This is a genomic window from Microbacterium sp. 67-17, assembly GCF_001898325.1.
Taxonomy (GTDB): domain Bacteria; phylum Actinomycetota; class Actinomycetes; order Actinomycetales; family Microbacteriaceae; genus Microbacterium; species Microbacterium schleiferi.
This window is the reverse complement of sequence record NZ_MKTR01000007.1, coordinates 131,718-157,721: the sequence shown is the minus strand read 5'-3', so window position 1 is coordinate 157,721 and position 26,004 is coordinate 131,718. Positions and strand designations below refer to the sequence as shown.

The 26,004-nt window shown below is 67.5% G+C and carries 31 protein-coding genes and 1 tRNA gene; 10 read left to right on the top strand and 22 right to left on the bottom strand.

The window, feature by feature from the left end; genetic code table 11:
- Positions 1-6 precede the first annotated feature (6 nt).
- The 5 genes from smpB to prfB all read right to left on the bottom strand — a co-directional run bounded on the left by smpB (position 7) and on the right by prfB (position 4,207).
- Entirely contained in the window at positions 7-483 is a 477-nt protein-coding gene (smpB, locus tag BGO47_RS03610) for an SsrA-binding protein SmpB (RefSeq protein WP_195691746.1), read from the bottom strand.
- Positions 484-545: 62 nt separating this feature from the next.
- Entirely contained in the window at positions 546-878 is a 333-nt protein-coding gene (locus BGO47_RS03605) for a hypothetical protein (protein ID WP_292708649.1), read from the bottom strand.
- Positions 879-902: 24 nt separating this feature from the next.
- Entirely contained in the window at positions 903-1,817 is a 915-nt protein-coding gene (gene ftsX, locus BGO47_RS03600) for a permease-like cell division protein FtsX (RefSeq protein WP_292708647.1), read from the bottom strand.
- Positions 1,814-2,983: a cell division ATP-binding protein FtsE gene (ftsE, locus tag BGO47_RS03595; protein ID WP_292708645.1), complete on the bottom strand. Its 1,170-nt coding sequence runs from the start codon at positions 2,981-2,983 to the stop codon at positions 1,814-1,816. Before ftsE ends, ftsX begins: the two co-directional genes overlap by 4 nt.
- Before the next feature lie 111 nt (positions 2,984-3,094).
- Entirely contained in the window at positions 3,095-4,207 is a 1,113-nt protein-coding gene (gene prfB, locus BGO47_RS03590; protein WP_292708643.1) for a peptide chain release factor 2, read from the bottom strand.
- Positions 4,208-4,232: 25 nt separating this feature from the next.
- Here prfB and BGO47_RS03585 point away from each other — a divergent pair, with 25 nt between their 5' ends.
- The gene (locus tag BGO47_RS03585) at positions 4,233-5,552 is read left to right on the top strand and encodes an MFS transporter (RefSeq protein WP_292708641.1); all 1,320 of its coding nucleotides are present in this window, start codon (positions 4,233-4,235) and stop codon (positions 5,550-5,552) included.
- Between the two features lie 5 nt (positions 5,553-5,557).
- Here BGO47_RS03585 and BGO47_RS03580 read toward each other — a convergent pair whose 3' ends face one another.
- Entirely contained in the window at positions 5,558-5,926 is a 369-nt protein-coding gene (locus BGO47_RS03580; protein WP_292708639.1) for a rhodanese-like domain-containing protein, read from the bottom strand.
- A 92-nt stretch (positions 5,927-6,018) separates the two neighbouring features.
- Between BGO47_RS03580 and trxA the strand changes: the two genes are divergently transcribed.
- Both trxA and BGO47_RS03570 read left to right on the top strand, forming a co-directional pair.
- The gene (gene trxA / locus BGO47_RS03575; RefSeq protein ID WP_292708637.1) at positions 6,019-6,405 is read left to right on the top strand and encodes a thioredoxin; all 387 of its coding nucleotides are present in this window, start codon (positions 6,019-6,021) and stop codon (positions 6,403-6,405) included.
- Positions 6,402-6,665: a hypothetical protein gene (locus BGO47_RS03570; protein WP_292708635.1), complete on the top strand. Its 264-nt coding sequence runs from the start codon at positions 6,402-6,404 to the stop codon at positions 6,663-6,665. The genes trxA and BGO47_RS03570 overlap by 4 nt, the downstream gene beginning before the upstream one ends.
- Positions 6,666-6,682: 17 nt before the next feature.
- On the opposite strand, the gene BGO47_RS03565 is transcribed toward BGO47_RS03570, so the two are convergent.
- A complete protein-coding gene (locus tag BGO47_RS03565) occupies positions 6,683-7,378 on the bottom strand; it encodes an alpha/beta hydrolase (RefSeq protein ID WP_292708633.1) in 696 nt (231 codons plus the stop codon).
- 143 nt (positions 7,379-7,521) lie between these two features.
- Here BGO47_RS03565 and BGO47_RS03560 point away from each other — a divergent pair, with 143 nt between their 5' ends.
- The 3 genes from BGO47_RS03560 to BGO47_RS03550 all read left to right on the top strand — a co-directional run bounded on the left by BGO47_RS03560 (position 7,522) and on the right by BGO47_RS03550 (position 11,197).
- Positions 7,522-10,260 carry a cation-translocating P-type ATPase gene (locus tag BGO47_RS03560; protein ID WP_292708631.1) on the top strand — a complete coding sequence of 913 codons (2,739 nt, stop codon included), beginning with the start codon at positions 7,522-7,524 and terminating at the stop codon, positions 10,258-10,260.
- The gene (locus BGO47_RS03555; RefSeq protein WP_292708629.1) at positions 10,257-10,652 is read left to right on the top strand and encodes a VOC family protein; all 396 of its coding nucleotides are present in this window, start codon (positions 10,257-10,259) and stop codon (positions 10,650-10,652) included. The genes BGO47_RS03560 and BGO47_RS03555 overlap by 4 nt, the downstream gene beginning before the upstream one ends.
- A 254-nt stretch (positions 10,653-10,906) precedes the next feature.
- Positions 10,907-11,197, top strand: a complete 291-nt coding sequence (locus BGO47_RS03550; protein WP_292708627.1) for a hypothetical protein — start codon at positions 10,907-10,909, stop codon at positions 11,195-11,197.
- 1 nt (position 11,198) lies between these two features.
- On the opposite strand, the gene BGO47_RS03545 is transcribed toward BGO47_RS03550, so the two are convergent.
- The 10 genes from BGO47_RS03545 to BGO47_RS03500 form a co-directional block, all read right to left on the bottom strand.
- Positions 11,199-11,456, bottom strand: coding sequence for a type II toxin-antitoxin system RelE/ParE family toxin (locus BGO47_RS03545; RefSeq protein WP_292708624.1), 258 nt, complete (start codon positions 11,454-11,456; stop codon positions 11,199-11,201).
- Positions 11,453-11,710: a type II toxin-antitoxin system Phd/YefM family antitoxin gene (locus BGO47_RS03540; RefSeq protein ID WP_292708622.1), complete on the bottom strand. Its 258-nt coding sequence runs from the start codon at positions 11,708-11,710 to the stop codon at positions 11,453-11,455. The genes BGO47_RS03545 and BGO47_RS03540 overlap by 4 nt, the downstream gene beginning before the upstream one ends.
- A gap of 49 nt (positions 11,711-11,759) precedes the next feature.
- Positions 11,760-12,197 carry a pilus assembly protein TadG-related protein gene (locus BGO47_RS03535; protein WP_292708620.1) on the bottom strand — a complete coding sequence of 146 codons (438 nt, stop codon included), beginning with the start codon at positions 12,195-12,197 and terminating at the stop codon, positions 11,760-11,762.
- Positions 12,198-12,202: 5 nt separating this feature from the next.
- Positions 12,203-12,694: a TadE family protein gene (locus tag BGO47_RS03530; protein WP_292708618.1), complete on the bottom strand. Its 492-nt coding sequence runs from the start codon at positions 12,692-12,694 to the stop codon at positions 12,203-12,205.
- Positions 12,666-13,064 carry a TadE/TadG family type IV pilus assembly protein gene (locus BGO47_RS03525; RefSeq protein ID WP_292708616.1) on the bottom strand — a complete coding sequence of 133 codons (399 nt, stop codon included), beginning with the start codon at positions 13,062-13,064 and terminating at the stop codon, positions 12,666-12,668. Before BGO47_RS03525 ends, BGO47_RS03530 begins: the two co-directional genes overlap by 29 nt.
- 11 nt (positions 13,065-13,075) lie before the next feature.
- On the bottom strand, positions 13,076-13,306 hold the full coding sequence (locus BGO47_RS03520) for a hypothetical protein (RefSeq protein WP_292708614.1): 231 nt from the start codon (positions 13,304-13,306) through the stop codon (positions 13,076-13,078).
- A 37-nt stretch (positions 13,307-13,343) separates the two neighbouring features.
- Complete coding sequence (locus BGO47_RS03515) at positions 13,344-14,216, bottom strand: type II secretion system F family protein (RefSeq protein ID WP_292708611.1); 873 nt, start codon at positions 14,214-14,216, stop codon at positions 13,344-13,346.
- Positions 14,213-15,073, bottom strand: a complete 861-nt coding sequence (locus BGO47_RS03510) for a type II secretion system F family protein (protein ID WP_292708609.1) — start codon at positions 15,071-15,073, stop codon at positions 14,213-14,215. The genes BGO47_RS03515 and BGO47_RS03510 overlap by 4 nt, the downstream gene beginning before the upstream one ends.
- The gene (locus BGO47_RS03505; protein WP_292708607.1) at positions 15,070-16,245 is read right to left on the bottom strand and encodes an ATPase, T2SS/T4P/T4SS family; all 1,176 of its coding nucleotides are present in this window, start codon (positions 16,243-16,245) and stop codon (positions 15,070-15,072) included. The genes BGO47_RS03510 and BGO47_RS03505 overlap by 4 nt, the downstream gene beginning before the upstream one ends.
- A gap of 65 nt (positions 16,246-16,310) precedes the next feature.
- On the bottom strand, positions 16,311-18,185 hold the full coding sequence (locus BGO47_RS03500; protein WP_292708605.1) for a heavy metal translocating P-type ATPase: 1,875 nt from the start codon (positions 18,183-18,185) through the stop codon (positions 16,311-16,313).
- A 168-nt stretch (positions 18,186-18,353) separates the two neighbouring features.
- Between BGO47_RS03500 and BGO47_RS03495 the strand changes: the two genes are divergently transcribed.
- A complete protein-coding gene (locus tag BGO47_RS03495) occupies positions 18,354-18,578 on the top strand; it encodes a PLDc N-terminal domain-containing protein (RefSeq protein ID WP_292708603.1) in 225 nt (74 codons plus the stop codon).
- Positions 18,579-18,590: 12 nt separating this feature from the next.
- Here BGO47_RS03495 and BGO47_RS03490 read toward each other — a convergent pair whose 3' ends face one another.
- The 4 genes from BGO47_RS03490 to BGO47_RS03475 all read right to left on the bottom strand — a co-directional run bounded on the left by BGO47_RS03490 (position 18,591) and on the right by BGO47_RS03475 (position 22,779).
- Entirely contained in the window at positions 18,591-19,601 is a 1,011-nt protein-coding gene (locus BGO47_RS03490; RefSeq protein WP_292708602.1) for an ABC transporter permease, read from the bottom strand.
- Positions 19,598-21,154, bottom strand: a complete 1,557-nt coding sequence (locus BGO47_RS03485; protein ID WP_292708601.1) for a sugar ABC transporter ATP-binding protein — start codon at positions 21,152-21,154, stop codon at positions 19,598-19,600. The genes BGO47_RS03490 and BGO47_RS03485 overlap by 4 nt, the downstream gene beginning before the upstream one ends.
- Before the next feature lie 3 nt (positions 21,155-21,157).
- Positions 21,158-22,051 (bottom strand): sugar ABC transporter substrate-binding protein, encoded by an 894-nt coding sequence (locus BGO47_RS03480; protein ID WP_292708682.1) that lies wholly within the window; start codon positions 22,049-22,051, stop codon positions 21,158-21,160.
- A gap of 329 nt (positions 22,052-22,380) precedes the next feature.
- Complete coding sequence (locus BGO47_RS03475) at positions 22,381-22,779, bottom strand: nuclear transport factor 2 family protein (protein ID WP_292708599.1); 399 nt, start codon at positions 22,777-22,779, stop codon at positions 22,381-22,383.
- Between the two features lie 179 nt (positions 22,780-22,958).
- Between BGO47_RS03475 and BGO47_RS03470 the strand changes: the two genes are divergently transcribed.
- Positions 22,959-23,040 (top strand) — tRNA-Leu (locus BGO47_RS03470).
- 49 nt (positions 23,041-23,089) lie between these two features.
- Complete coding sequence (locus tag BGO47_RS03465) at positions 23,090-23,836, top strand: VTT domain-containing protein (protein WP_292708680.1); 747 nt, start codon at positions 23,090-23,092, stop codon at positions 23,834-23,836.
- Between the two features lie 8 nt (positions 23,837-23,844).
- On the opposite strand, the gene BGO47_RS03460 is transcribed toward BGO47_RS03465, so the two are convergent.
- A complete protein-coding gene (locus BGO47_RS03460) occupies positions 23,845-24,666 on the bottom strand; it encodes a lytic murein transglycosylase (protein WP_292708597.1) in 822 nt (273 codons plus the stop codon).
- A 113-nt stretch (positions 24,667-24,779) separates the two neighbouring features.
- Between BGO47_RS03460 and BGO47_RS03455 the strand changes: the two genes are divergently transcribed.
- Entirely contained in the window at positions 24,780-26,003 is a 1,224-nt protein-coding gene (locus tag BGO47_RS03455; protein ID WP_292708595.1) for a hypothetical protein, read from the top strand.
- Position 26,004 lies beyond the last annotated feature (1 nt).

The following is a 26,004-nucleotide window of genomic DNA, read 5'->3' as shown; positions in this document are numbered from 1 at the left end:
GGCCGGCTACTCCCCCAGGCGGTTCTTGGTGCGCATGGCGCGTTCGGCCTCGCGCTTGTCCTGGCGCTCGCGCAGCGTCTGACGCTTGTCGTACTCGGCCTTACCCTTGGCCACCGCGATCTCGACCTTGGCGCGCCCGTCCGAGAAGTAGAGCTTCATCGGGATGAGGGTGTAGCCGCCCGCCGAGACGGCATGGCTGAGCTTGATGATCTCGTCCTTGTGCAGCAACAGCTTGCGTACCCGCTTAGCCGAGTGGTTCGTCCAATGCCCCTGCGAGTACTCGGGGATATGAACCGAATCCAGGAACGCCTGACCGCCATCGATGTAGGCGTATCCGTCGCTCAGGTTCGCGCGTCCCTGGCGCAGCGACTTCACCTCGGTGCCGGTGAGCACCAAGCCTGCCTCGTACGTCTTCTCGATGGAGTACTCGTGGCGCGCACGACGATTGGTCGCGATGACTTTCTCTCCGCGTTCGCGTGGCATGGCTCCTCCTTTCGACGCAGCCCACCAGTGTACCAAGCGCTGGCTGCGCGGCAGTCGGCGGGTCAGGCCGGCCCGTTGCCGAACTGGATCGCCAACAGTGCGAGGAAGAACCAGAGCAGGTAGCCGACAACGCCGGCGAAGATCGTCACGGCAGCAACCGTGTAGCCCCAGCCGATCTGCCGGGCGCGCAGGAGGCGACGGATGACAAGCACGGCGAACACCGTCGTCGCGAGCACCGGAAGCCCGAACACTGCTACCGAGATCAGCGGGCCACCGAGATTTGCCGCAGCGGCCACCGCGAACAGCAGCAGAGGGCCGAGCCCGAGGATGATGCCCGCAATCCCCCAAGCCGGCGCGGACCCCACCGGCTGTGGTGCTCGCGGATCCTGCGCCATCGCTGTTCTCCTCGCTCCCGCCGACTAGGCCCGAAGCCAGCGCCGGATCGCGAAGCCCGCCGAGAGCGCGGCGAGCACGATGCCGATCCCGATGAGGACGGGAATGACCACCAGCACATCGGCGGTATCGACCCAGGTCGCCACGAACGGGATGCGTGAACGCAGGTAGTCCTGCACACCGAACTGCACTCCGGCTACAACGGCGACGCTCGCCAGTACCGAGCCGATGAGCGCAGCGAACACACCCTCGAGGATGAAGGGCGTTTGGATGAACCGATTGGATGCTCCGACGAGCCGCATGATGCCGAGTTCGCGTCTTCGCGCATACGCCGACAAGCGGATCGTCGTCGAGATGAGCAACACGGCCGCGATGAGCATGAGCCCCGCGATCCCGACGGCGACGTATGTCGCGACGGTCAGCGCAGAGAACAACGGCTCGAGGTACTGCAGCTGGTCCTTGACCTCTTCCACCCCATCCGATCCCGAGAACGCCTCGGAGATCACTGCTGACTTGGTCGGGTCTGCGAGCGTGATTCGGAACTGCGCACCGATCTGGTCGGCGGTGAGGATGCCGTTGTACTCCTCTCCGAGCAGATCGATCGCATCCTGGTAGGCCTGCTCGGCGCTATCGAACTGCAGGTCACTGATCAGTGGAGCAAGCGAATCCGAATCGAGTTTGGCTCGGACGCCGTCGATCTGCTCCTGCGTCGCGACTCCGTTTGCGCAGGTGGGAACCTGCGACAGGGAGCTGCACATGTAGATCTGCACCTGGGCGCGATCGGCCCAGAAGGTGCGCATCGTGCCGATCTGCAGCTGCATGAGCATCGCAGCGCCGACGAAGGTCAGAGAGACGAAGGTCACCAAGACGACGGAGATCACCATCGATGCATTGCGGCGCAGGCCGCTCAGCGCCTCACCGAAGACGAGCCCGGCCCTCATGAGGTAGGCCCGACTTCATCATCGCCGCGCTCGCCGGCCAACCCCAGCCGCTCTGCCAGCCCCAGCTCTTCGACCTCGACTTCGGGGATGTCGATGACAGGCACAGGCTGCGTCGTGGGTCGCGGAGCGGCTGCGGACTGCGCCGCGGAGACCTGCCATTCGGGCGGCACCGACGGTGCATTCGGCGCGGATGCGGGTCGCTCTTCGGGTGACGGTGCCGGAGCCGCCTCCACCGGAGCCTCTGCGACAGCCGGGGCCGGCACATCGGGGTCGACGGGAGCGGGTCGCACCTCAGCGAGGGCGGAGGCTACAGACGCCGTCGATGGGTCGTCGGCGATGTCGACTGCCGCGGCGACGGCGATCTCGGCATCCGTCACTGTCGGCTCGATGCCGACCTCACGCTGCAGTTCGAGGACCGCGGTGAGCGCAGCAGCCGCAGCCGCACCGCGCACCTGCTCGGGCTGAAGCCGCGGCAGACCTGACGTGTCGCCGTAGCCACCGTGGCGCTCGTCACGCATCATCTGGCCGCCGCGCAGCTCGATAACGCGCCGCTTCATCTGATCGACAAAGCCCGCCTCGTGGGTTGCCATCACGATGGTGGTGCCGCCGGCGTTGATCCGCGCGAGCAACTGCATGATGTCGATGGATGTCGCAGGGTCAAGGTTCCCGGTGGGCTCATCGGCCAGCAGCACCTGAGGGCGGTTCACCAGCGCGCGGGCGATCGCGACGCGCTGCTGCTCACCACCCGAGAGTTCGTGCGGCATCCGCTTCTGCTTGTCGGCGAGTCCGACCAGGGCGAGCGCCTCGGGAACCGCCTGCTTGATGAACCCGCGCGAGGAGCCGATGACCTGCAGTGTGAACGCGACGTTCTGAAAGACCGTCTTGTTCGGCAGCAGCCGGAAGTCTTGGAAGACGGCGCCGACGTGGCGGCGGAAGTAGGGCACCTTGCGGTTGGCGAGGGTGCGCAGGTCGCGCCCGAGCACGAGGACGTTGCCAGAGGTGGCGATGTCCTCTCGCAGAATGAGGCGCAGACAGGATGACTTACCCGATCCCGACGCACCCACGAGGAACACGAACTCGCCGCGGAGCACTTCGAAGCTCACCTGGTCGAGGGCGGGTTTCGCGGTGCCCCGGTATCGCTTGGTGACGTTCTCGAACCGGATCATGGCGATCTGAGCCTAAGCGCGCAGGTGATCACCGCCGGGTGCGACACCCGTGGCGGCGCAGTCTTCATCGAGAACGTTCAGGCTCCCCGCCGTCGACGCGGGAGCGAAGCATCAGTCGACGTCATCCTTGCGCTTGCGCCACCGGATGCCTGCGGCAATGAACCCGTCGAGGTCGCCGTCGAACACGACAGCAGGGTTTCCGACCTCGTGACCGGTGCGCAGGTCCTTGACCAGCTGTTGGCCGTACAGGAAGTAGGAACGCATCTGGTCGCCCCAGCTGGCGGTGATGGTGCCTGCCAGTTCCTTCTTCTTGGCCGCTTCTTCTTCACGCTTGAGTAGCAGCAGCCGGGTCTGCAGAACGCGCATGGCGGCGGCGCGGTTCTGGATCTGGCTCTTCTCGTTCTGCATCGACACCACGATCCCGGTGGGGATGTGGGTGATGCGAACGGCGGAGTCTGTCGTGTTGACCGACTGGCCGCCGGGACCGGACGAGCGGAAGACATCGACGCGAATGTCCCCTTCGGGGATGTCGACCTCGACCGCCTCTTCCATGACCGGGATCACCTCGACAGCCGCGAACGAGGTCTGCCGCTTGTCGGCAGCACCGAAGGGGCTGATCCGCGCAAGGCGGTGGGTTCCGGCCTCGACCGAGAGCGTGCCGTACGCGTAGGGGGCGTCGATCTCGAACGTCGCCGACTTGATGCCGGCACCCTCGGCGTAGGAGGTGTCCATGACCTTCACGGGGTACTTGTGCCGCTCGGCCCACCGCAGGTACATGCGCATGAGCATCTCGGCGAAATCGGTGGCATCGTCGCCCCCGGCGCCCGAGCGGATCGTCACGACCGCGGACCGATCGTCGTACTCCCCGTCGAGCAGGGTCTGCACCTCGAGGTCGCCGATGACCTTCTCGAGCTCGACAAGCTCACGTCGCGCCTCGGCCGCCGACTCCTCGTCTTCCATCTCGTTGGCAAGTTCGACGAGCACTTCGAGGTCATCGAGCCGCTGGGCGACGGCGGTGATGCGAGACATCTCAGCCTGTCGGTGACTCAAGGCGCTCGTGACCTTCTGCGCCTGCTCGGGGTCGTCCCAGAGGTCCGGCGCGCCAGCCTCGTCACTCAGCCGCGCGATCTCTGCGGCGAGCGCATCGACGTCGACGACGGACTGGATGTCGTTGAAAGTGGAGCGCAGGGCCTGGATGTCGGCGGATAGATCGAGTTCGAGCATGACAGTCCAGACTAACGTGGAACCGATGTCCGATCCTCCCGCCCCGATCCGCGCGCGGGATGTGCTGTGGCGATTCGGACCGATGGTCTACCTCCCGACGGTGCTCTTCGCTCTGGGTGAGGGCGCCGTCATCCCCCTCATTCCCGTGATCGCGGCGCAGTTGGGTGCCGATGTCGCAGGGGCAGCGCTCGTGGCCTCGGCCCTCGTGGTGGGCCAACTCGCGGGGAACCTCCCTGCCGGCTGGGCCGTCGCGCGTTTCGGTGAACGCATCACGATGGCGGTTGCCGGCACACTCGCCCTGCTCGGGGTGGCAGGCATGATCGTGGCTCCCGTGCTCGGCGTGTTCGCAGCATCCGTGCTGCTCATCGGGGTCTGCGCCGCTGCCTTCGGACTGGCCCGGCACTCGTTCATGACCACGCGCGTACCGCTGTCGTTCCGTTCCCGCGGGATGTCGCTGCTGGGCGGCACATTCCGGCTGGGCATGTTCGTGGGTCCCTTCGTCGCGGCTGCGCTTCTTGCCGCCTTCGGTGACGAACACGCTGCTATCTGGTTCTTCGGAGTGTGCCTGCTGGCCACCGTGCTGCTCGTCGTCTTCGGGGCGGACCCCGAACAGCTGTTCTCGGCGGTCGAGACGGATGCCGAATCGGATGCGGCTGCGGAGAAGACCCGAGAAGAACTCGATGAAGAGGACACGGGCGAGGCGATCACCGGCAGCATCCGGGTTCCGGGGAGCCGCGAGAGCGTCTTCGCCGTCGCCTGGCGCTACCGGGCCGTCCTGTCACGGCTCGGGGTTGCTGCGGCGTCGCTGGCTGCGGTGCGATCTGCCCGTCAGGTGGTTCTGCCACTGTGGGGCGTGTCGATCGGGCTCGACGCACAGACCATTGCGCTCGTCGTCGGCGTCTCGGGCGCGATCGATTTCGCCCTCTTCTATGCGAGCGGCCAGGTCATGGACCGCTTCGGACGGCTGTGGGCAGCCCTTCCCGCGATGCTGCTGATGGGCCTCGGATTCCTCGCACTCGCCTTCACGCACGACCTCGACTCGTCGGCGATGTGGTTCGCGATGTTCGCCGCGGTCCTGGGGGTCGGCAATGGGCTGTCCAGCGGCATCCTGCTCACCCTCGGCGCCGACGTCGCCCCGCGCACGGACCCCGCCCCGTTCCTCGGGTCGTGGCGCATGTTCACCGACGCCGGTGGGGCCGCAGCACCGCTGCTCGTCTCGGGGATCGCGGCGGTCTCGACCCTGTCGGTGGCGACCGGCGCGGTCGGTGTACTCGGGCTCCTGGGCGCGGCCGCCTTCGTGCGCTGGGTTCCCCGGTTCGTGCCGCGGTCGGGTCGCGCGGGCTGAGCAGGTCAGTCGGTGACGATCGGGATGCCGGTCGCAGCTGACGCGTCACTGACGCCGCCGGCATCGGTGACATCCGTGAAGCCGAGGTCCGTCATGATCGCGACGGCCTGTGCCGACCGGTTTCCGGTGCGGCAGTACACGATGTAGGTGCCGTCGAGGGGCTGCTCGGCAATTTGCTGCTCGAACGAACCCGACTGCAGGTTGACGTTGATCGCACCCTCGAGGTGCCCCTCGGCATACTCGTCGGGCGTCCGCACGTCGATGATGACAGTTCCCTCGGGAACCGCGACCGATGGCGTCGCCGAGCAGGCCGCGAGGCTCGTCGCGAGAACAACGGCGGCCAGTGCGGCCAGGGCAAGACGGATGCGGCGCATGAGGGGTCCTTTCTGAGCAGAGCAGGCAGTTCCCGACACGAACAGTACGGAATCCACCCGAGGGATATACCCCCTAGGGTATGATACAGATCATGGCAACCCGTGAGATCACCCTCGAGACGATCGAGACGACCATCAATGACTCCGGCATCGTGCTGCTCGACTTCTGGGCAGCGTGGTGCGGGCCGTGCCGCATGTTCGGTCCCGTCTTTGAGAAATCGTCGGAAGAGCACCCCGACATCGTCTTCGGGAAGGTCGACACCGAAGCTCAGCAGCAGCTCGCGGCGGGCTTCCGCATCACCTCAATCCCGACGCTCATGGCATTCCGCGACGGCATCCTCGTCTTCTCGCAGCCGGGCGCGCTGCCCGCTCCCCAGCTCGAGCAGGTGATCACCGCGGTCGAAGGCCTCGATATGGATGACGTGCGTCGCCAGATCGCGCAGCAGAACGCGACCCAGGACGCCACGAGCACCCCGTGAGCCTGCTCCGGGTCTGCACGATCACGCGCGGCGAGCGCATCGCACGGTGGGCGGCGGCCGTCTTTGTCGCAGTCATCGCCGGGAGCGCGGCGACCACGGGTGTGTGGGCTCTGGCTGTTCCCGCGTTGCTTGGCGCACTCGCCCTCGTGGCGATGGCGATCACCGGATGGTGCCCCGGGATTGCTTCAACCGAGTCAGCGGAAGACGGTCCGAACGCCTGGGATGTTCCCGAGGCGCGTCAACGCATCGACCTCGATTGAGGTCTGCCAGCGAAGACTCAGACCGCGCTCAGGGCTCGCGTCGGTGCGCGCAGCACATCCTCGAGAGCGTCGAGCAGTGCCTCAGGCTTGAGGAGTTGCATCTCGTGCCGGCTGAGGAACTCCCGCACATCCCAGCCATACGCCTTCAGTCGCTCGAGGTAGCGGCTCCGAAGAAGGCGGGACTTCGTCGCCTTCACGATCGTTGACGGCACAGGAGGCGGCGCGGGTTCGACGCGGTGGGCATCCAGCTCCTGCACGACCGACAGCGCCATAAACCGATCCCGCGCCGGCACTGCCGGGTCGACAACGGACAGCATCCGGGCCACGACCGGACCCGCCATGCGGTAGGTCAGCAGGCGACGACCAGCAACCCCCGCGTCGACGTCGAGCGCCGGGTCGAGGTAGATCGCACGATGCGGCTGCAGCTGCGCGGCGGCGTCGGCCAGCGCTCGTCCACCAAGCGAGTGGCCGATCGCGAGGTCGAGGTCTGTGGGCAGGGTCTCAACGAGATCGTCGGTGAAATCGCGGAGGCGATAGTGCTCCGATCGGGGGCTGGAGCCGTGACCACGCAGATCGACGGCGAGCACCCGCATCCCATGTCGCAGCGAGAGTCGCTCGGCGAAATCCTGCCAGAGCAGGCCCGATCCGCTGATGCCGTGAACGATGGCGGCGGTACGGTCACCGCTGCCGAACTCGTGTACTGCCAAACGCACTCTTCGACGGTACGTCCGGCAGTTATGAGAAGGCTCGGAGACCACCCGTGAGAATGCTGGGCGTTGCACCGGGAGTGCGCGACGGATGGCACTGTCCGCGACTCGCGAGCCCCGATAGGATCGGGCCCGGCGAAGGGACCGGCATGACCGAGCAGACCAGACCACAATCCACCCAGGCCGCATCGGTGCGGGCATCCGATACCACCGCATGGTGGACCCTCGATCCGGACTCCGTCGTACGCAGTCTCGGGACGGATGCCACCTCCGGCCTGACCTCGGCCGATGCGGCCCGGCGCCTGGCAACCGGCGGCCCGAACACGATCCCCGCTCCCCCGGCGCCGAGCGCCTGGACGATTGCCCTGCGCATGCTCGCCGATCCCATGAACCTCATGCTGGTCGCGGTCGTCGTGGTGAGCCTCATCATCGCCCAGTTCGCTGTCGCGTTCATCGTCGCGGCCCTCATCGTGCTGAACGTCGTGCTCGGCACCCGGCAAGAACTTGCCGCGCGCGCGAGCGTCGACGGACTCTCCAAGTTGCAGATCCCCCATGTGAAGGTGGTGCGAGACGGGTCGCTGCGCGAGGTGCCCGCTCCCGAGATCGTGCCGGGAGACCTCGTGCAGCTCGAGGCCGGCGATCTCGTACCGGCCGATGGCCGCATCCTGCGCTCCGCGAACCTGCAGACCCAGGAGGCCGCCCTCACCGGCGAAAGCGCGCCGGTCGATAAGGATGTCGCGACGATCAACGGCCACGACGTTGCGCTCGGCGACCGCGCCAACATGCTGTGGCAGAACACCACGGTCACGCGCGGCACCGCCGCGATGGTCGTCACCGGAACCGGGATGTCGACCCAGATGGGGCAGATCGCGGCGATGCTCACCGCGGTCGCGCCCTCCAAGTCGCCACTGCAGCGCGAGCTCGACGGCCTGACGAAGGTGCTCGGGTTCGTTGCGTGGGGTGCCGTGGCGATCATGATCATCCTCGGGCTCCTACGCGGCGAAACGATTGCGACGGTGCTGCTCGTCGGCATCGCGATGGCTGTCTCGGCGATCCCATCGGCCCTCCCCACCTTCGTGCAGGGGATGCTCGCGTACGGCGCCCGGCAGCTGGCCGAACACCGCGCAGTCGTCAAGAACCTCAGTGACGTCGAGACGCTGGGGGCGACATCCGCGATCAACTCCGACAAGACCGGAACGCTGACCCTCAACCAGATGACGGCCACCAAGCTCTACGCCCTCGGGCAGTGGTTCACCGTCGAGGGCGAGGGCTATCGCAAGACCGGCGCGCTTCGTCACGCCGCAGGCAAGGAGGTTCCCGACTTCACGCCGCTGGCCTACGGCCTATGCCTGAACTCCGACGCGACTGTTTCGGATGCCGGAGTCGTCGTCGGCGACCCGACGGAGGCTGCCCTCGTGGTCTTGGCCGCGAAGCTCGGCGTGGATGCCGAAGAGAGCCGCCGCGCCTACCCGCGCGAGGCCGAGGTTCCCTTCGACTCCGCCTACAAGTTCATGGTGACCTTCCACCACGCGCCACTGCAGGGCACCGAGACGTTCCTGGCGACGATGAAGGGCGGACCGGATGTCGTGATCGACCGCTGCTCGCACGCTGTCACCGAAGACGGCATCGTGCCCATCGCGGACGCGAAGGACGGCATCCTGGAAGCGAACGCCGAGCTCAGCCGCAATGGTCTGCGCGTCCTCGCGATCGCCGTGCGAAACCTCGCCGGCAAGGAGGAGGCAGCCAAGGCCGACCCGATGTCGCTCGCCGAGGAGTTCACGTTCGTCGCTCTCGTCGGCATCATCGATCCGCTGCGCCCCGAGGCGATCGAGGCGGTGCGCATCGCGGGCGAGGCGGGCATCGAGGTGCGGATGATCACCGGCGACCACGCCGTGACGGCAGCCGCGATCGGGCGGGAGCTGGGCCTCGGCGCCGGCGCGATCAGTGGCCCCGAGCTGCGAGCGCTCAGTGACGAAGAGCTCACCGCGCGCCTGCCCGAACTCCACGTTTTCGGACGCGTGACCCCCGAAGACAAACTGCGGATCGCCCGCCTCATGCAGGAGCGCGGCGACGTGGTCGCGATGACCGGGGATGCCGTCAACGACGCCGCCGCCCTCAAGCAGGCCGACATCGGTGTCGCGATGGGATCGGGAAGCGAGGTGACGAAGCAGGCCGGCAAGATGATCCTCACCGACGACAACTTCGGCACCCTCGTCGAGGCGATCCGGCTCGGCCGCACGATCTACGACAAGATCGTCAGCTACATCCGCTACCAGATGGCGGGGCTGTTCTCCCTCGTGCTGCTGTTCCTGGTCTCGAGCATCTTCGACATCAACAACGGCACCCCCATCACGCCGCTGATGGTGCTGTTCCTGAGCTTTTTCATCACCTTCTTCCCCGTGCTCGTCATCACGCTGGATCCGAGCCCGGCAGGACTCATGTCGCAGCCGCCGCGAAACACGAAGATCCCATTGGCCAACCCCCGCTCGATCGGGCAGTGGCTGCTGTACGGCGTCGCGATCTTCGGCGCCGCGCTTGCCGCGATGCTGCTCTCGCCGGGAACCCCGAGTCAGACCGAGCCGTCGGTCCCTGTCACGATGACCTTCGTCGTGCTGAGCCTCGGCATGGTCCTCGCCGGGTTCGCGATGCGCCGCGATCCCGCATCCGGTCTTGCCGCACCGATCAGCAACGCCCTGAAGTGGATGTGGATACCGATCGTCTTGACCGTGCTCTCGGTCGAACTCGGCTTCATGAATGCGCTGCTCATGACCACTCCCCTGGATGCCCCGCAGTGGTGGCTCGCGATCGGGCTCGCCCTCATTCCCCCGATCGTCGTCGAGGGCGACAAGCTCATCCGCCGGTCGCTCGCGCGCAGGGCTGCCGTATGAGTGGCCTGGTGCCTTACCTGCACTTCGACGGCACCGCGCGAGAAGCGCTGACGTTCTATCAGTCCGTGTTCGGCGGAGAGCTCGAGCTGCACACGTACGTCGACTTCTCACGCACTGACGGGCCGAAAGACGCGATCGCCCACGGAGCCCTCTCGGGCCTCGTGACGCTGTTCGCCGCGGATGCCGCGCCCGGCGAGGAGACCGTCTCGATGGCCGGTGTCGAGTTCTCGCTGCTCGGCACCGCAGCGGCCGAGGGCCTGACCGCCTGGTTCGGCGCGCTGGCCGACGGCGGCGAGATCGTGGATGCCTTGCAGCAGCGCCCGTGGGGCGACTACGACGGCATGGTCCGCGACCGGTACGGCATCCGCTGGCTCATCGGCTTCCAGAGCTGAACGCGGTGCGCAGCGACGCCTGATCAGGCGCCCGTCTCACCACTCCGTCGCCCGCAACGACGAGAATCCGTTCTGGCGCCCCCGGATGTGTCGCCCGAGTGAATTCTCGGCGCCGGAACGGATTTTCAACCCAGGATGAGCCGATCACGTGGGCCTCCCACTGAGCGGCGGGACATATCCACGATCGAACGCTACCGCGCGGCATCCGTCTTGAGGGGGATCCGCTTTCCGCGGGGCGGACGTACTCTCGGCCCATGTTGGACTCGTTCGGGTGGCTCGGGATCGCGGTACTCGCTCTCGTACCCGCGGGATTCGTGGTCGGCGGCGTGATCGCCTGGCGGCAGGGCCGATCACCGCACTCTCGGCCAACAAGCTCGGGGGGAGCCCTCGGAATGGATGAGTTCTTCTACCCGTCAGCCCACAACGCGCGGTTGGCGTGGGAGCAGGAGCAGATCATCCCCGCGCCCGCGCCAACTCCCGACAAGGGGCCCGGGGTCATCGGAGCCGACGGCCGGATCGTCATCGAGGTGAACGACTCCGACTGAGTCATCTCTCATAGACGTCCCGCCGATGACCGGCACGCACGACAACGATCGTCAGGATGTCGTCCTCGATGCGGTAGAGCACGCGGTAGTCGCCAGTGCGCACCCGCCACTCGGGTCGGGCCGTCAGCTTCGTCGCCGCGGGCGGCCGGGGATTCTCGCTCAGCAGTTCGATGACGGCTTGCACGCGCCGCTTCGCTTCTGAGGGAAGCTTGCGGATTTCGCGAACCGCCGCGGGAAGGACCTCGATGCGGTAGGTCACAGCCCGAGCTCGCGCTTCACGTCCTCCCACGGGATGGGCGTCTCGGCCAGTCGCTCGGTCTCGGCCCAGGCCTCATCGACCGCGCGAATGTCGCTGAGTTCCTCCGAGTCAGCCTCAAGCTGAGCGAGGGTTTCCGGGTCAACAATCGCCGCAACTCGCCGATCACGTCGGGTGAGATACACGGTCCCCCGGCGGGCTTCGTCGATCACGGAGGCGAGACGATCGCGCGCATCCGTGATCGGGATATCAGTCATGACCACACGCTACTCCCTTTTCGAGGTATTACGTACGTTTCGTGGTGATTCACCGCAGCGCGTTGCGGCTGGTGGCGGTGGCCTGGAGCGAGACGCCGTCGGGCACGAAGAGGCTGAACACGGGCGGATGCCACTGCCCCGCGACCGTCACCCGAGCCGACACGCCGTCGGGAGTGGATGCCGAGACCAGACTCGCGTCGGCATCCGACTGCGCCAGCAGCGCGCTCGCCTGCGCGTACACGTCGCCCGACGAGAGCTCGGCCCTCGGCGCACCACCGGCGATCGTGAGCGTGAACCCGTCAGCGCCGGCGAGCGCCGCAGCATCCGCGACGCTGTCGAGCCGTTTCTGCGCGAGGTACAGACTCGTCGCGTCGACCGTCACGAGGATCAGCACGAGCGCGAGCATCGCGTACCCCAGCACGAGCGGCAGGATGCTGCCCTCCTCGTCACCCGCGGCAGGAACCGACTCACGAAAGTGCCTCAGCACAGCCCTCATCCCCCGCTCCAGAAGCGGGACATCCGCTGCACGGCACTGGCCTCGACTGGAACGCTCGCGATCTGATCGAGTCCGAGCACCGGCGGCGCGAGAGGCAACGAGACGCGTGTCGCAACCGAAACCCGCACGGTCGCACCCGCGGTCGGACAGGAAGCCGACGCCGGAACGCACGAGATCGATAGGGATGTGGCGGAGGCATCGAGGTCGTACTCCGCCATCACGGCCGACAGCACCTCAGATGCGCTGAAACCCGCGGATGCCTCATCCGTCGACAGCGAGATCGCGCGCGCAACGTGGCGGGCTGCGGCTTCAGCGCCAAGCGCCTGATGCTGAATCTGGCCGAGCGCGACGACGACATAGATGAGCGGCACGAGCATGAGGAGTCCGACGGTGAGGAACTCGAGCGACGCCGATCCGCGCTCCTCCCGCAGCATCCGAGCCAGTCGCCTACGCACCCGGTCAGCGATCGAACGACTCCAGCGGAGCATGGGCGGTCACCTCCGTCTGCAGACCGCTGGGCCACAGGCCGACGAGCGGGATGCTGGCCCGCACGGTGACCTCGACGACAGACTGACCGTCGATCATGATCTCGCGGGTGCCGACATCCGTGCCGTACTCGGCTCCGATCGCCCGGGTGATCACCTCCCGTGTGCGATCGACGGCTGAGCCGGTGGAGGTGTCGGCGAGCGCGCCGTAGTACGCCCCCTCGACCGCCGCGTCGTGCACGACGTTTCTCACGTAGGTAGCGACTCCGAGCTGAATCACCCCGAGGGTGAGGGCCGTGAGCAGCGCGGCGACCATGACGAACTCAACCGGAGCCGAGCCCCGGTCGTCGCCCCAGAAGCCACGCTCGTTCACAGCCAGCCGCCTCAGAAGCCCGAGACGCGGGAGATCGCCTGCTCGAAAAGTCCCGAGAGCGCCGGCCCCGCGAGTGCCCAAATCAACACGACCAGTCCCGCGGTCATCAGCGTGATCAACACCCACCCAGGTACGTCACCGCGGTCTTCACGCAGCGCGGCGGCGACGCCAGCATCCTCCAGGTCGGTCCCCGCGCGTGGCGCGATCGCTTCACGCAGGCGGTCCAGCATCCGTCTCATCATCATCTCCTTCGGTTCGGTGTTCTCTGTTGGTAGGCACTTATCCGAGGTCGAGCATCACGACGCCGGGGAAGATCGCGAACAGCACACTCACCGGCAAAATCAGAAACACCAGCGGCACGAGCATCGCGATTTCCTTGCGGCCGGCCTGCTCGATGAGCTCGCGTTGCTCCCCCGCCCGCGCGTCGGCAGCGTGGGCGTGCAGCACATCAGCGAGCGGCGTTCCGCGGTCCACCGCCGCCACGAGCTGATCGATCGCCCGCGACAGGGCGGGGCTGTCTTCCCTGCGAGCGAAGGCGAGCAAGGCGTCCGTCAAGGCCGACCCGGTGCCGACCTCCACGACGACCTCCCGGATGCCGCTAGCAAGCTCCCCAGTTCCCCGACTGCCCACGCGCCGCAGCGCATCGAGCAGTCCTTCCCCCGCAGACAAGCAGAGTGCAAGGAACTCGAGCACGACCGGGAGCTCTTCATGTAGTCGCCGCTCGCGCGCCTTCTCGCCCGCGCGTCGGAGCGACTGCTCGCCTACCGCAGCAGCGGTGGCGCCGACCAGTGGCAGTGCGAGCAGGCCTGGATGGGGACCCTGCGTCAGCGCAACGACAGTCGCGAGGGCAGCTCCCACTCCCGCTCCCAGCAGCGCCCAGACAAGTGCACGCGAGCGCTGCCACGAGGAACGGATGCTCGACAGTCGCTGCGCGGCGGCATCCCACGCTGGCGCGGCCGATCCGAGAACGGGCACGGTGATGGCGCTGAACGCCCGGCCGGGGTCCCCGTCCGTGACATCGCGCAGGTACGGGGCAAGGCGCGCCGTCAATCCGCGGGCGCGCCAGCGTGGCGACGCGGAGAAGACGAGGAGGATGCCTCCAGCGAGCGCGCCGCCGAAAACCACGGCAAGGGCTCCATCCGTGGGGTTCACGCGAACCACCTCCGCGGCTCGGCGAGCCTTCCTACACGGACCATGAGCCGGAACGCGACGACGGTGACGACGGCGCCACCGATGATCAGCGCGACTCCCTGGGGCGAGCCGTACGCGGCGGCAGCCTCGGGGCGAAGCGCGAGAAGACCGAGAATCACCCACGGCGCCACAGCTCCGAGAACCGCCGCCGCCCGAATCCACGACTGACGCGCCTCGACCTCGGCACGCAGCGCCGCATCAGCCCGGACTGCCGCCCCCAGCGCGCGCAGGGTCGGCACGAGCTCCGTACCGCCGACCTCCCGCGCCATCCGCAGGGTCTCGACGATGCGGTCGGCGATCGGATCTGCGAGGCGGGTCTTCAGGCCGGCGAGCGCGGCATCCAGGTGCCCGGATGCCGAGACGTCGCGGGCGAACCTGACGAAGTCGGGTCGAAGTCGCTCGGGACCCGACACGGCAAGGCTCGCGACCGCGTCGGCGAGCGACATCCCTGCCCGAACCGACGACACGAGCAGGTCGCACACATCGGGCCAGAGGCCTCGGCGCTCTTTGGCGCGTCGCCGAGCGCGAGACTGCAACCACGCGATGGGAGCGTATGCGCCGACGAGACCCGCCAGAAGCCACAGGGGCAGCGTGGGAAAGACCAGCCACACGAGTGCGGCGGCGATGGCCCCGACAAGAGCCGAAGAGGCCAAGACGTTGCGAGAATTCGCCCGCTCCGCGAAGCCTGCCTCGCCGATCAGCCGGGTCAGCGCCGAGGGTGCCGCCGGCGACACAGTGCCGCGCCCCGCCGGCCAGAGCCAGGGCGACATGATCAGCAGCACTCCTGCGCCGAGCATCACGCCCACGAGCAGGATCATCGGTCTCTGCTCCGCATCAGTGATTGCCGTTCCCGCCGGGCTGCGGGCCGGGTCTGGATGATGCCATCCTCGATCACCGTCGGCTCGACGATCTCGGTCACCCGGCGTCTGCCGGTCGCATCCCGCTGGCAGTGGACGACGAGGTCGACGGATGCCGCAACCGCCGGCACCACGAAGCCGCTGTCGATGTTGCGGCCCGCCAAGAGCGGGAGGGAGCAGAGCTTGCGGAGTGCATCGGCTGCGGAGTTGGCGTGGATCGTCGCAGCGCCGGGCACGCCGGTATTCAGTGCCAGCACAAGATCGAGAGCCTCGACGTCTCGCACCTCGCCGATGACCAGCCGATCTGGCCGCATCCGCAGCGCCTCTTTCACGAGGCGGCGTAGCGTCACCTCCCCTCCCCCTTCGAGGCTCGGCTGACGCCCTTGCAGCGCGACCAGATCGGCGGCTTCGACGGCGAGTTCGAACGTCTCCTCTACCGTGACGATGCGCTGCGACGGCGCACACGCGGCAATCAGCGCCGCAAGCAGCGTCGTCTTGCCGGCGTGGGTGGCACCCGAAACGAGGATGCTGCGCCCCTCCCGCATCGCGATCGCCAACAGGTCAGCATCCGCCGCCGTCACACTGCCCGCCGCGACGAGGTCATCCAGCGACCGGTACCGCGGCAGGAACTTGCGAATGTTCACGACCCAGTGACGCCGCGTGATGTCGGGGATGACGACGTGCAAGCGGCTCCCGTCAGGAAGTGAAGCGTCGACGAAGGGCTGGCTGAGATCGACGCGGCGGCCGGTCGCGTGCAGCATCCGTTCGACGAGGTCTCGCACCGCCGTATCGGTCAGCGCGAGCGGGACCCGGGACGCGACGCCGGCGCGCGCGACGAAGATCCGGTCGGGAGCGTTGATCCAGAGTTCCTCGACCTCGGGGTCATCGAGGTAGGCCTGCAGCGGCCCGAACCCCGAGAGCTGGGCCAGAATGTCGCGGACGTGATGGGCCTCGTCATCGAGGGTCCGCTCGCCGCGGGCCAGCGCGAAATCGTTGTGCCGGCGCACTTCCGACCTTGCGATCTGACTCGCCCGATCGGGGTCGCGTTGCGGGTCAATCTGTGCCGCCCGCAGCGACTCGCGCACACGCGCGACGACCGAAACTGTCGGGTCCGCGGGCGAGGTGAGGGTCACCCGTGCATCCTGACAAGGCCGCGCGCCGCGCCGCGAGAGTTATCCACAGCGAGGGGCGCGCTCGGTCACCCCGCGGGGGACGTGGCGGGTCGCCCGATCCCGCTCGGCGCACCCAGCGCCCGCAGCGCGTACAGGATCGTCGCGACATCCACGAGTTCCTGAATGAGGGCGCCTGCGACGGCGGGGATGACCCCTGTCATCGCGACGATCATCAGGGCGATGCTCAGCCCGATCCCCACACCGATGGCGGTCAGCGCGACGCGCAGGGTATGGCGGGCGATCGCAACGGCGTCGGCAACCGGGGCGAGGGCATCCAACAGGATGACGACGTCCGCCGCATCCCCGGCAGCTGTCGCTCCGCGTGCGCCCATCGCAACGCCGATATCGGATGCCGCGAGCACCGGCGCATCATTCACCCCGTCGCCGACCATCATCATCGGACGAGGTTGCAGACCAGCGGCAAGCTCCACCTTGTCGCCGGGCAGAAGCTCGGCGTGCACCTCGTCGATACCGACCGCCGCCGCAACCGACTGCGCGGTAGCGCCCACGTCACCGGTGAAGATCGCAACCCGGTCCACACCGGTCTCCCGAAGCCACGCGATGACGCCCGCTGCATCGGGGCGGGGATCGTCGGCCAGGATGATCGTTCCCGCGAACCGCCGATCGATCGCAACGTAGGCCGCAGCCTGGCCGGCATCCAGGGTCTGTTGCGCCGCCGTTCCGGTGAGCGCCGCGACATACGCGGGCTTCCCGACGGTGACAGGTCGCCCCTGCACCGAGGCACTTACACCATTGGTGGCCTCTTCCGAGGCGTCAGTCGCCGGCAGCAGAGCGAGTCCGCGGTCGAGGGCGGCGCGGCGCACGCTCTCTGCTAGCACATGCGTGGAGTACTGCTCCGCTGAGGCCGCGAACTGCAGCACCTCGTCGGCGGTGAACCCGTCCGCCGGCCGCACGGCAACGAGAGCCGGGCGACCCCACGTCAGAGTTCCCGTCTTGTCGAAGGCCGCCGAGCGAACGCGCGCGAGCTGCTCGATGACCGCGCCGCTCTTGATGATCACGCCAGCCTTCGCCGCCCGCGACAGACCAGCCAAGAACGCCACGGGTGCGGCGATCAGGAGCGGACACGGGGTCGCCAGCACCAGCACTTCAGCAAACCGGACAGGGTCTCCCGAGATCGCCCACGCGGTTCCCGCCAGCACGAGCGAGACCGCGGTGAACGGCACGGCGAACCGGTCAGCGAGCCGCACAACCGGAGCCCGTGAGCTCTCGGCAGCGTGCACCAGCGCGACGATCTGCTGGTACTGGCTATCGGCGCTGCGTCGCGTCGCTCGAACCTGCACGGCTCGAGACCCGTTGACGGCTCCCGAGAACACCTCGTCGCCCTCGTCCCGCTGCACGGGCAGGCTCTCACCGGTGAGAGAGGACTCGTCGAACTCCGCGCTCGCGCTCAGCAGCACGGCATCCACCGGCACGATCTCGGCCGGGCGCACCAACAGGATGTCGCCCACGGCGACCTCATCGACCGGGACATCCTTCACGATCTCGACAGCCCCCGACCCGCCGCCGGTCACGATGTGCGCCGTGCGCGGTGATCTGTCCAGCAGCGCGCGAAGGTCCCGGCGCGCACGCCGGCCGGCGATATCCTCGAGCGCCGCACCCCCCGCGAGCATCAGAACGATCACGAGTGCCGCCAGGTACTCCCCGACCGCGAGGGTCGCGATCATCGCGGTGACGGCGAGAACATCGAGCCCGACGTGCCCGCGCAGGACGTCGCGCACCATGCCCACGAGCGTCCAGACGATGACCCCGGCAACCCAGATCGTCGCGACCCACCGGGCCACGTCAGGCAGGCCGGAGGCCACCAACACCCCGACCGCTACGAGAACCAGCGTGGTAGCCGTCACGAGCGGGTATGCCCAAATCCATCGCAGATACCTCATCCGAACCTCCCGCGCCGCGGCCATGGCGACACCCCGAGCGTAGGCAGGCGCGCCCGCGCACACCAGTGCGACTGGTCCCACCGCCCGCGAGGCCCCTGTCGGTGCCCGGGATCCGCGTTGCACAATGGCACGGGAGCATTCGGACGAGAGACCCGGAGGGCGAAGATCATGACCATCAAGACGCCGAGCCACGTGGCACGCAAGACCGGCACGGGAATCGTCGGCGGACTGGTCGGTGGCGTCATCCGCGCCGCCTGGGCAGGCCTGGCGTTCTGGGACCTCTATATCCGTCCCGAGAACAAGCTCAACGGCAAGAAGCCGATCTGGGCGTTCGTGATCCTGCTCGGCGGTATCGGCCCGTTGATCTACTTCTTCTTCGCCCCCAAGCGCTGACGCCGGCGCCGGTCAGCGCCGTCGTAGCCGCGACCAGGCGTCAAAGCCGACGGCGAGCAGGATGATGGCGCCCAGCGCGATGCCCTGGAACAGTGGATCGATCTTCAGCAGCGTGAAGCCGTTGTAGAGCATCGCGATGAACAGGATGCCGAGCACCGTCCGCCACACCGCCCCCTCGCCACCCAGGATCGAGGTGCCGCCGACGACGATGCCGGCGAGCACCGTGAAGGTCAGCGTCGTCGCGATCGCGTCGTTCTCGGGCACCGAGGGCGTGCGAGCGAGGTCGATCACTCCCGCAAGCCCCGCCCCGAGACCGGTCAGCGCGAAGGTCGCGATCCGAACGACGTTGACCCGGATGCCGGCAAGTCGCGCCGCTTCGGCGTTGCCACCTGCCGCATAGACGTAGCGCCCGAATGTCGTATGCCACAGCACGATCCCGAGCGCTACCACCACCACCAGAGCGATCCAGATCGGCAGCGACATCCCGAGCGGCTCGGTCTTGGCGATCCAGGTGAACTCGGGCACGTCGACCCTGATCTGGCCGATGCCCTCCTTACCCGCCTGCGAGACGAGTTTGGTCGCGCCCAAGATGATGAAGCTCATCGCCAGGGTCGCGATCAGCGGGTTGATCCGCAGATATGTGCTGATGACGCCGTTGATGATGCCGACGGCAAGGCCCGACAGCACTCCCGCGAGGATGCCGAGCACAGCACCCTCGGTGCCGCCGACCTTGATGATCACGGTGCCGCAGACGACGGCGGTGAACATGTAGGTGGCACCGACCGAGAGGTCGATTCCACCGGCGATCAGCACCAGGGTGCTCGCTGCCGCGATGATCAGGATGCCCGACTGCCGGTCGAGCACGTTGCCGATGTTCTGGAACGACAGGAACGCGGGGCTTCCGATCGAGAGAGCGATGAACACGGCAAGGAACGGAACGACGATCGCGACCGATCGCCACGGTATGCGCGACAGGACGCTCTGCTGCGCTTGGGTGGGCACGGTGCCGGTGGTCAGGGTCATGATTTTCCACTCATGATCGGATCCGCAAAGGCTGCGGTGAGGACGTTTTCTTCAGTTCTGTCGTCACCCGAGAGCTCCGCGACGATGCGACCGCTGCGAATGACGAGAATGCGATGGGCGAGCCCGAGCACCTCTTCCACATCGGATGAGACGACGATCACCCCGATGCCGCGGGATGCTTCGGCAACGATGAGGTCGTAGATCGCGCGACGCGACCCGACATCGACACCACGAGTCGGTTCGTCGGCGATGAGCACGGTGCGGGGCCGCTGCAGAGCACGCGCGAACAACACCTTCTGCTGGTTGCCGCCCGAGAGGCTCGAGACGCTGCGGCGATCATCACCGGCGACGGTGACGCGATCGAGCATCGCTTTCGCGTCGACGCGTTCGGCACGAGTGCGCACCCATCCCGCGCGGGCGAACGCAGCGAGATTCGACAGGGTCACGTTGTCGCGGATCGACCGCCCGAGTACCAGCCCCTGGTCCTTACGGGACTCGGGAATGAGGAACAGTCCCGCGTTGAGCGCGGCTGGAACCGACGCGCCCACCGGAGTTCGCTTCTCGCCATCACCACGCCCGGGTTCCATCAACTCGACGGAACCGCCGTGGCGGCCCGCGGCTCCGAAGATGGCGTGCACGATCTCGCTGCGACCGGCGCCGACGAGCCCGGCGAGCCCCACGATTTCGCCAGGTCGCACCGAGAACGACACTCCGCGCACCCCGGGCGCCACGAGATCTGTCACGGTCAGCACCGGGTCGCCTGTCGTGGGAGCGGGAGGCTGTTCCGGGAACACGGCGCCGAGCGTCCGGCCGAGCATCGCCTCGATGAGGCTTGCCTCGGTCTCGTCGGCCGCGGCGCCGGTGCGGATGAGGCGACCGTCACGAAGCACGGTGATGTCGTCGGCGAGCTCCAGCACCTCGCTGAGGAAGTGCGAGATGAGAACGACGGTGTGCCCAGATGCCGCGAGCTGACGCACGACGGCGTGCAGCAGGTCGGCATCCGCCCCCGACAGCGCCGCCGTCGGCTCGTCCATGATGATGACCGACGCGCCCCGCGCGAGGGCACGCATGATCTCGACCTTCTGCTGGTCGGCCGTACGCAACGCGCCCACTGGGACGTCCGCGGGCAGATCGAACCCGGTGCGTTCGCTCAGTGCCCGGTACTGCGCGCCGAGCCGTTTGCGACCGATGAACCCGATCCGCCGCGGCTCGCGTCCGAGGAAGACGTTCTCGGCGACCGACAGGGCCGGAACGAGCGCCAACTCCTGAGCGATCGTCGCGATGCCGTGATCGAGAGCCTCCCGCGGCGACCCGAAGCTCACGCGCTCGCCGTTGACGAGCACCTCCCCCTCGTCGGCGCTGTAGAGGCCGGCGATGATCTTCGCGAGCGTCGACTTGCCCGCGCCGTTCTCGCCGACCAGGGCGTGGACGGTTCCGGGACGAATCGTCAGGTCGACATGGCGGAGGACGGGCAGACCGCCGAAGGACTTGCCGACGTCCCGCAGCTCGACGGTGAGCTGCGGGACGCCGGCGTCAGCCGGTTGGTGCGGCATGGATCAACCGGGCCACTCGCCAGTGAACTGGTCAACCGTGTCGGGGGTCATGACCCCGTTGTTGGGGAAGTCGGCGAACGGGTCGACATCTCCCATGTCGTTGCCGTCGCGCAGCGCCGCGATCATCGCTTCCATTCCCAGGCGACCGGTCGTGGCAGGAGCCATGATGACGTCGGAGTACACGATGCCTTCCGAAATCGCGTCGAGGGCCCACTGCGAGCCGCCGTACCCGACGAGCAGGTAATCGCCGACGGCGGCTCCCGAATCTCCGATCGCCAGAACCGCGCCCTGCAGCCCCTGGTCCGAGGTGACGATCGCATCGATGTCGGGGTTCGCGGTCAGGATGTCGGCCACCGCGGTCTGCGCCGCTGCCGGGTTCCAGAACGTCTCCCCCTCGGCGACGACAGTCACGGGAGTTCCCGCGGTTGCCTCGCTGAAGGCATCCCACAGCGCGATGCTCACGCTCGAGGTCTTCAGGTCGTGCAGATACGCGACGTTGCACGGGTCGAGGTTCATCGACGCGCAGGCCTCGACGGTCTGCTCGCCGAGCTTCTGGCCGAGGATCGTCGGCACGAACACGATGTTCGAGGCCAGTCCCGGCAACTGGGTAGCGCCGGAGGTGAAGTCCTCGCCGAGGATCTGGTCGATGTTGACCACGGTGAGCCCGGCATCTATCGCCTCGGCCACGACATCCATGATCGCGGGGCCGTAGATGGGCTGGACGATCATGCCGTCGTAGTCGCCAGATGCGATGACGGCTTCGATGAGGGTTGCCTGGGTAGCCGGATCGAGGTTTCCATCGAACACGGTGATCTCGGCGTTGTTTGCCGCGGCGACTTCTGCGCTGCAGCCAGCATCGGCTCGTCGTACGTGTTCGCAACAGCGAACGAGATGTATGCGATCTGCAACGGCTCGTCACTGGGGGCCGATGTCTCTCCCGAGCCCGATGCGTCGGTGCTGCCCGACGAACACGCTGCGAGGGCGAGGGCTGCGACGGCGATCCCCGCACCGGCGAGAACCCCTCTTCGCCGTGGAATAGCTGTGCTGAGTGGCATGACTTCTCCTTTGAAATCGGGTACACGGTGGGCGGCCCTGCGGCTCTCTCCCGAAAGCCGGCCTGGACAGTGTTCAGTGCTGGCGTACACTCTGCCGTGTCGCCACACTTAACGCAAGGGTTCCGAACGACGGGTACGCGACCGTGACCAATCCGTTGCCAGCCCCGCGACCTACTGCCCCCAACCCGTCGGCGGCTCGATGTGCCCAGGAGCGAAGTGCCAGTACTCGCGCAAGTGACGCACGAGGCCGCCCTCGTTGAACTCCAGGAAGAACTCCCCCGCGAGCGTCGCCTCGGCTCCGTCATTGCGCAACGTGACCCACCACTCGACAGCCGCATTTGAACCGGCGGTCACCACTCTCCCCGTGCGGAAACTGACATCTGACTGCGTCGCTGTGACGCGCGTCCAATAGGCGTGCACGCCCTCGCGCCCGCGGTACGGCTCCTCGTACGGCTGCTCGCGGTACGTCGCATCATCCGTGAACAGCACCGCCGCGGCATCCGCGTCTCGCGTCTCCCACGCCGTGCGGTAGTCATCCAGCCACTGCTGTACCTGTTCGGTCGTCACCATCGTTTCCTCTCGCCAAGCGACACTGCCTGGTGCAGTATTACTGCACACCCTGTCGCGGTGGAGCGGCCAGCGCAAGGGGTCGAGGTCGCAGTGGCGGCTCTCTGAATCCGGACCCCGAGGTCGGCGCTGAGAGCAAACGTCGAGATCGTCAAATGAGCCTCAGTAGACTGATCGCACCCGCGGGAGTGGTGAAATTGGCAGACACGCAGGATTTAGGTTCCTGTGCCTTCGGGCGTGTGGGTTCAAGTCCCACCTTCCGCACGCAAGGCATCCTGCCGCGCCCTTGACCGCCGACACCGACGGAACCTTCGTGCACTCACTGGCTCTCATCCCCTGGCTCGACCCCGAGACGATCATTTCCGCGGCAGGCCCATGGGCACTGCTGGTGGTGTGCCTGATCATCTTCGCCGAAACCGGCCTGCTGATCGGGTTCCTTTTCCCCGGCGACACTCTGCTCATCATCTCGGGGCTCCTCACCCACACCAACGACGTGTTCGGCGTGAACATCTGGGTCGTGTGTTCGCTGATCGCCCTCGCCGCTTTCATCGGTGGGGAGGTCGGCTACTACATCGGCCACAAGGGCGGACCGGCGGTCTTCGAGCGCAAGGAGTCCGGGATCTTCAGCAAGCGCAACGTCGAGCGCACCAACGCGTTCTTCGAACGATTCGGCGGAATCACCGTCATCCTCGCCCGTTTCGTTCCGATCGTGCGCACCTTCGCCCCCGTTGCCGCGGGCGTTGGACACATGCCCTGGCGCAGGTACACGCTCTACAACCTGATCGGCGCGCTGCTGTGGGGCTTCGGCCTCACCATGGTCGGCTACCTCATCGCCTACATCCCGTGGGTGCGTGACCTCGTCACCGAGTACATCGACATCATCCTGCTGGTCGCGGTCGGTGGCACAGCCCTGGTCGTCGCGTACCACTACTTCAGTGAGAAGTGGAAGTCTCGGAAGGAGGCTGCGTCGGGCGGGAAGCTCGAGACCGATGCCGCCGAAGCGCGCGACCTGGCTCTGGAGCCCGACGTGTTCGAGCACCGCCCCGAGGACTCTCAGTAAGGTCATCCTCAACCGGCGCGCGTCGCGTAGTCGTTCGCGCGCCGCGCCACGTCATCGACGTAGCTGTCCAGGTTGTTGTAGCTGAACACCGCGGCCCGCCACGCGTCGGCGGCCGCAACCGATCCGGAGGCGCACAGATAGCGAGCCGCGGCGAGCGCGGCGTCGTCGATCTGGTTCGGATTGGAGTCACCGTCGCCGTTGCCGTCTGAGCCCCAGCGCGCCCACGTCGAGGGAATGAACTGCATGGGTCCCACCGCCCGATCCCACACCGTGTCGGCATCCCACCGCCCACCATCGGTGTCGGGGATCGCCTGAACCCCGTTCCCGTCCAGCGCGGCACCCCGAACGGCGGGCTCGGGGAATCCGTCTGTGCCGAGCACCGCTCCCCCGTGGCGCCCGTGGTCGGACTCCACCGATCCGATCGCGGCGATCGTGTTCCACCCCAGCCCGCAGCCGGGTTGCATCGTCGAGATCGCGAGCGCTGCTGATGCGTAGGCGGCCATGGCCCGCTCCGGGATGCCGGTAGCTGAGGCCACCCGCGCTACCCAGGCTGGATCGGGCAGGGGGCTCGAGGACGCTGGGCCCGAGGGCGCTGCATCGTGCACCGCGTCTGCCGCAGCATCCGCGTCCGAGGCAGGCGGTTCTGGCGCCACGGCGGGCGGCGCGACCGATGCGCGGCCCTCCTCGGGGGCTGACACCGCCGCAGAGACGTTCATCACGACCCAGACGAGCGTCCCGGCAATCACAAGAATCGCTGCAAGCAGGCCGAGCGTGCCACCGATTCCAGAGCGCACTGGCGGGTCGGGTGAGTGGTTCATCGGTTCAGTCATGTCGAGTCGCCCAGATGATAGCGATGCGAGACGAACGGATGCCGACACCATCAGCATCAGCGATCTCCATCCTCTGCCCGCTACTGTTCGTAGCGCACACCTACGGAGACCCGATGACCCTCTTTGACGAACCGGATCCGGCGGGCGACGATCATCCGTCGGATCCGCCGACCCGGCGGCGCAGCGCCACCGGATGGTGGGTTGCGCTAGGCGCGCTCGTCGTTGCGATCGCACTCGGCGCGAGCGTGATGTTCGCTCAGCACCTGCCTGAACCGGTGCGCGGCTGGCTGCTGCCCGCTCAGGGGTGGGTTGCGCAGACGCTCGATCTGCCCGGCGACTGGGGACCTGTGCGCGAGCCGTCAGCCGCAGTAGCGGCGCTCGCCGCTCAGATGTCACTAACGGATTCGGGGCGTGAGGTGTTCTATCGCACCGAACCAGAGCTGGTCGGCGACGACATCCTGACCCTGTGCGAACGAGGGCACGGCGGTGAGCCCGATCCGTCCCCCTCTCCATCGCAGGGCGGCGAGGCAGAAGGCGGCGCGGTGACCCTCGGCTGCTACCGGCCGAGCACAGATCGCATGTACCTCTTCGAGCCGGGCGACGAACGCCTCACGGGCTTCACGGTGACATTCGCCGCGCACGAACTGCTCCACGCCGTTTACGGCCGCATGAGCCCTGACCAGCAGCGGGAGGTCGATGCGCTCGTCGCCGCCGAAGCAGCAAGAATCCCCGAAGGTGATCCGGTGCTCGCACAGATCGAGGCGTCGGTGGGCGCAGACGAATCACGTCGCGGCAACGAGCTCTTCGCCTACCTGGGCTCACAGGTGGAGTTCGACGGCGGATTCACGCCCGAGCTTGAGGCGCTCTACTCCGAGACCTTTGCCGACCGCTCGGCCCTCGTCGCGGTGCACGCGGCGTCGATCGCCGTGCTCGACGGCGTGCGGGCCGACGTCGAGGCCGCGTGGTCTCGGGTCGCCGAGGCCGAGACCGCGGCCGGGCAGGCACGCGCGCAGTGGAACGCCGACCAGAGCTGGTACGACCAGGCGCTGACCCGGTACAGCAGTGATCTCGCCCAGTTCGAGGCGACACCGGAGGCCGAGCGCGGATCGTACGTCGTGACGTTCACGACGTTCGCGGGCGAGCGCCGTCAGACGTCGTGGGAAGAGTACCTGCGCTTCCGAGCCGACGAACTCGACGGATTGGCCGCTGACCTCGCCGCACGGGAACCTGCCATCATCGAGCAAGAAGTCCAGGCGGCGGAGCTACGCGCGCAGACCGAGGCGCTCACCGCCGATGCGAACGCGCTGTTCGCCGCGGCCTTTCCCGGTTCGTCCTGAC